This is a genomic window from Candidatus Avelusimicrobium faecicola (assembly GCA_900540405.1).
Classification (GTDB): Bacteria; Elusimicrobiota; Elusimicrobia; order Elusimicrobiales; family Elusimicrobiaceae; genus Avelusimicrobium; species Avelusimicrobium faecicola.
In genome coordinates this window covers 1-4,938 of the sequence record UQFW01000071.1, presented here as the reverse complement: position 1 = coordinate 4,938, position 4,938 = coordinate 1, and the positions used below count along the sequence as shown (strand labels likewise).

6 protein-coding genes and 1 tRNA gene are annotated in these 4,938 nt (G+C 49.6%); 3 read left to right on the top strand and 4 right to left on the bottom strand.

Annotation, left to right across the window (positions count from 1 at the left end):
- Positions 1–539 precede the first annotated feature (539 nt).
- A complete protein-coding gene (gene coaD / locus ACQY18_RS06275) occupies positions 540–1,031 on the bottom strand; it encodes a pantetheine-phosphate adenylyltransferase (RefSeq protein WP_428039254.1) in 492 nt (163 codons plus the stop codon).
- A 49-nt stretch (positions 1,032–1,080) separates the two neighbouring features.
- Between coaD and ACQY18_RS06270 the strand changes: the two genes are divergently transcribed.
- Positions 1,081–2,199, top strand: a complete 1,119-nt coding sequence (locus ACQY18_RS06270; protein WP_428039253.1) for a deoxyguanosinetriphosphate triphosphohydrolase family protein — start codon at positions 1,081–1,083, stop codon at positions 2,197–2,199.
- Positions 2,200–2,271: 72 nt separating this feature from the next.
- Here ACQY18_RS06270 and ACQY18_RS06265 read toward each other — a convergent pair whose 3' ends face one another.
- The 3 genes from ACQY18_RS06265 to ACQY18_RS06255 form a co-directional block, all read right to left on the bottom strand.
- Complete coding sequence (locus tag ACQY18_RS06265; RefSeq protein WP_428039252.1) at positions 2,272–2,949, bottom strand: hypothetical protein; 678 nt, start codon at positions 2,947–2,949, stop codon at positions 2,272–2,274.
- A 137-nt stretch (positions 2,950–3,086) separates the two neighbouring features.
- Positions 3,087–3,473, bottom strand: coding sequence for a YbgC/FadM family acyl-CoA thioesterase (locus ACQY18_RS06260; RefSeq protein WP_176776994.1), 387 nt, complete (start codon positions 3,471–3,473; stop codon positions 3,087–3,089).
- 2 nt (positions 3,474–3,475) lie between these two features.
- Complete coding sequence (locus ACQY18_RS06255) at positions 3,476–3,892, bottom strand: secondary thiamine-phosphate synthase enzyme YjbQ (RefSeq protein WP_176776993.1); 417 nt, start codon at positions 3,890–3,892, stop codon at positions 3,476–3,478.
- 63 nt (positions 3,893–3,955) lie between these two features.
- Here ACQY18_RS06255 and ACQY18_RS06250 point away from each other — a divergent pair, with 63 nt between their 5' ends.
- Positions 3,956–4,807, top strand: a complete 852-nt coding sequence (locus ACQY18_RS06250; RefSeq protein ID WP_428039251.1) for a hypothetical protein — start codon at positions 3,956–3,958, stop codon at positions 4,805–4,807.
- A 42-nt stretch (positions 4,808–4,849) separates the two neighbouring features.
- Positions 4,850–4,923: transfer RNA gene (locus ACQY18_RS06245), tRNA-Gly, on the top strand.
- Positions 4,924–4,938: the final 15 nt, after the last annotated feature.

Below are 4,938 nucleotides of genomic sequence, written 5' to 3'. Positions count from 1 at the left end.
CCGCAAACTTTTTGCCGCGCTGGGCCTGCACCGCACGGTCTACCCCCGCATCCACATGGTTGGAAACACGCGCTTTTTGGCGGGACACGGCATCAGCCGTCTGGGCAGCGGCAGGGGCTACCGAGGAAAAAACAAGCGTAAAACTAAGAAGTAGGGACAATAGTTTCATCATAGGGCAGTTCTCCTAAACATAGTCTGGCAAGTAATTAGATAAAAAAACAGGGCCAAAAGACCTAGGAGTCCTAGATTTTCAGCCCTATAAAAAGGAAGAAAACAACATTGATTAGTTCCGTGCGGCTTGAGCCAGCGCCGGTTTTGAAACAGCTTAAACAAAGTGCCACTGGGCGGTATACAGCACCACAAGGCCCCCGCCATTTGGGAAAAAATAAACCCGCGCGGCGTGCTTGGTTGCTCAAGAACCCCCAGTTCCATACAGCACATAAAAATCTCCTTTTAACCTGCTCCAGCTATATTATAATAAAGGAAAGTAAAAATAAACAAGCAAATAAAGGACCTAGTTTTTTTATAGGTCTTTTGGGTTATTTAGAAGTGTTTAATTTGGCCCGGAGTGCCTGCGCCACCGGGGGAGGAACCGCCCCGGGTAATTCTAATCCGAAGGCCCACGCATCCCGCACTGCGGAGGAGCTGACAAAGCGCAACGCCGGGTCTGCCGGCAACAGCACGCTCTGCAAAGCCGGCAACAAAAGTTTATTGGCATACGCATACGCTTGCTCGCTTTCCAAATCTGCCGCGTTGCGCACCCCGCGCACCAGTACGGTTAATTGGTGCTTGCGCATATAATCCACCAGCAAACCGTCAAAAGAGTCCACCGTCACGCCCGGGATGTCCGCCGTCACTTGGCGCAAAAGCGCCACCCGCTCGGCCGCGGTGAATAATGTTTTTTTCTGCGGGTTAGCCAACACCACCACGCGCACCGCGCCAAAAAGCCGTGCGGCGCGGCGGATAATGTCTAAATGTCCTTGCGTGACGGGGTCAAAAGAGCCCGAATAAATTGCTTGCGTGTTTGCCATAATACAGAACGGCCGTTCCAGGGCCTGTATATTATGGTATCATAATTTTATGAATAAAAACCCGTTTTCCGATGAAATTTACTTACACCGCACCCATCCGCACCAGGCGGATGTGCGGGATGAATACTTCCGGGACCAAACCAAAATTATTCATTCCCTGCCGTTTAGGCGCTTAAAACATAAAACGCAAGTTTTCTTTGCGCCGGATAACGACCATATCTGCACCCGCATTGAACACGTTTTACACGTTGCCACCATTGCCGCCAGCATTTGCCGCGGACTCAACAAAAGCGGCAACTGGCTGTTAAACCAGGATTTGGCCTACGCCATCGGCCTGGGGCACGACATCGGGCACGCGCCTTTCGGGCACGAGGGCGAACGCGCCATAGCGGCCTGCATTAAGCCCAAACCGTTCTTGCATGAAATAAACAGCTACCGCGTGGTGGAACATTTAGCCAACTGCGGGGAAGGGCTCAACCTGACGTTTGCCGTAAAAGACGGCATTATTTGCCACTGTGGGGAAGACTTTGCCACCACGCAACTGCGCCCCGGCAAAGTGCCTAACGATTTGGAAAAAATAACCGGGCGCAACCAAATGCCGTCCACTTATGAAGGGTGCATTGTGCGCCTGGCGGATAAAATTGCCTACCTGGGGCGCGATATTGAAGACGCCATTAAAGCCAAACTGATTACCAAAGAGGACATCCCGCAAGCCGTCCGGCGGGAATTGGGCAGTAATAACGGGGAAATTATCAGCACGCTTTCTTTGGATTTACTGCAAAACTCCGCGGATAAAGACTACATCGGGTTTTCGGCCGAGAAATTTGAACTGATTTCCTGCTTGCGGGATTTCAACTATACGCACATTTACCATAACGAACAAATGCGCCAACGCAAGGAAACCATTGATAAGCGTATTGCGGATTTGTTTGATTATTTCCGCCAGCTTTTTGCGCGCTATCAGTTTGATTACGCCGCGTACGACCGGGAAGGCAAACAAACCGCCCACGCATTTGCCAACTATATGCGCTCCATGAAGCGGGTTTATTCACGCCCCGAACAATGCGACGAAATTATTACGGATTATATTGCCGGCATGACGGACTCGTTTGCCTTGTCCGTAATGGAAGACGTTATTTTGCCTAACTCCATTAAGTTTTTAGGGTAAAACCGTTGCTTGATAAAACACCAACGCCCGCGGGTTTTTAGTCCGCGGGCGTTTTTAATCCTTGGGGTACGATTATAAAAAGGGTAAATGTTGCGTAAAAAAGGCATCTACTTCCGCCATGCCGGGGCGGTTTAAGTTGCGTTTGGCAAAGGCCGCCGGGGTTAAGCCGCTTAAATCTTTGGTGGATTCCACCGCCGCGGTTTTTTCATATTCCGCCAACTGCGCGACCAACCCGCCTTGATTTATTTTTTCCTGTATGCGGCGCAAGCGTTCAAACTGTAAAGTTTGCGGAAAGTATTTTAAGAAAACGTCCGTCTTGCCGTAATTTAACTGGGCGCGGAGCGGGGTTTCTTTCAAATTATTTTTTTGGGATAAGAGCGTTTGCAAGCGGGACTGATAATCCTGCGGATAAAATTTGCGCAAGAAGCGCACCAACGCTTGGAACGTTTGTTTGTCACGCGCAATATGAAACACGTTGTTGCCGTCTTTCCCTTTTTTTAACAGGTACGCGCCGTCCGGGGCTATCCGCTGTAAAAAAGCCAGGGTGCGTACATCCCCTTTTAAGGCGGCGGCAAATACCGGCGTATAGCCGAATTGGTCTTCTTTATCCAAATGAACGGTGCGGTGGAAGTGGATATTTTCCACCACCGAGGAAACTTGGCGCACATCATACGCACGCGGGTAGGGTTTCGCCTGCACCGCGGCCGCACTGACCAACAACAACACGCCGAGTAAAAGTTTTTTGTTCATATTGTTTCCTCTTACTTACAGTATAACTTCTTGGCTAGGGGATACCAGGGCCCTTGGGCCCAGGCTGATTTTCTTTTGGGCCCAGAGGCGCGCTGGGCCCTTTGTTCCCGGGTGCTGAAAACCGGGCATACGCGTTTTTATAAAGTAGGGGCCATGGCGGCTTTTACCTCTGCGCCCATGGCGGTAGGCATACCGGTTTTATCCACACAAACCAACGTGGTTTTGCCTTTGGTGCATAAACGGCCGTTTTGGTTGGTGATGATGTTTTCAAACACAATTTTAATATCAGACACTTCCAAAACTTTGGTGGAAACATCTATTTCGTCCGCATAGCGCACGGAATATTTATATTCCACTTCCTGCCGGGCCACCACAAAATAAAGCCCGCGTTGCATGAGGGCCGGCACGCTAAAGCCGCGTTCGGCCATATATAAAGTACGGGCTTCTTCAAAATATTTTAAGTAGTTGGCGTAATAAACCACGTTGCCGCAATCCGTATCGTGATAAAAAATAGTTTTCTTCATTGTTATTCTCCAATAATTTTAACCAGCACGCGTTTATCGCGTTGGCCGTCAAATTCTCCGTAAAAAATGGTTTCCCAAGGGCCGAAATCCAACTGCCCGTTGGTGACGGCTACCACCACTTCGCGCCCTAACAGCGTGCGCTTGAGGTGCGCATCCCCGTTGTCTTCCCCAGTTAGGTTATGTTGGTATTTATCCACCCCATAAGGGGCCAAACGCTCCGTCCAGCGCAAAAAATCCCGGTGCAGGCCGGGTTCGTTATCGTTAATAAATACGCTGGAAGTAATGTGCATGGAATTAACCAGGCACAAGCCTTCCTGTATGCCGCTTTTAGCCAAAGCGGCCTCCACCTGCGGGGTAATGTTTACAATTTGGTACCGTTCAGGCGTGTGAATGAGTAAATATTCGGTATGGGATTTCATAATTTTATTATAGCAAGTATAGAGCCTGTGTTTTTTGGGTGGCAGATTTGTTAGAATAAGAATATGGATATAGAAGAAATAAAAAAACGCTTACGCACGCCCCAAAAAGTAGTGCGCGAACAAGCCCGCCAGGCCGAGGCCGCCAAAGCCCAGGCCATTAAGGCGGCACAACCCAAAACCTGGGCGGATAAAATGCCGGCCGTGGCGTTGGGCGTCACACTTGCGGCGTTGGTGATTTCTTTATTATTCATATTGTCCGCCAAAAACAAGGCGGAAAACATCCCGTCTTCCCTGGACCCGGCCAACCTGAAAGGATTAAGCGTAGACCGGGAATTTAACCCCTCTACCGGGGTGCGCTATGTGCAAATACAAGAAGGGCAGGACCGCAGTGTAAACGTGACGTCTTTAGGCACTACTATTCCGGTCATCAGCCGCTACAACTTCCAAACCATGAACGACTCCAATTACCAAACGATTGGCGCCGCGCCGTGGGCGTTGACTTCCAACATAGAATCCAACGCGGGAGACCCGGAAATGGTGGCGTTTTTACTGGGCAAAGGAGCCATGATTAAAGCGTTTACCACCCGCCCGGACGCGGCCAACCTGCTTAACGACCCGGAAGAATTGCGGCTTTTTGTGGAAGATGCCGCCGCGATGGACGAATTTTTCCAAAACGAAACCGTCCGCCGCGTGTTGGGGGATGAAAAATTACTTACAGCCATCAGCAAAAGCCGCTTTATGGGCTTTTTAATGGTTAGCAAATCCGGGCAGTATTACCGGCAAAATCCGCAAGTTGCGGCTAAAATTATCAACCAAAACAAGTACCTTTCGGAAATGAAAAAAAACCCGGCTGTCCGTCGGGCGGTGGCGGGAAATCCGTACCTTAAAAAAATTGCACCTATACTTTTGAAATAAAATTTGTTATAATATTTTTGTTGGGAATAAAGAAAGATTTTCGCGGGCGTGGTTCAATGGTAGAACGCGACCTTGCCAAGGTTGAGACGAGAGTTCGATTCTCTTCGCCCGCTCCATTTAGAAGACCCCCT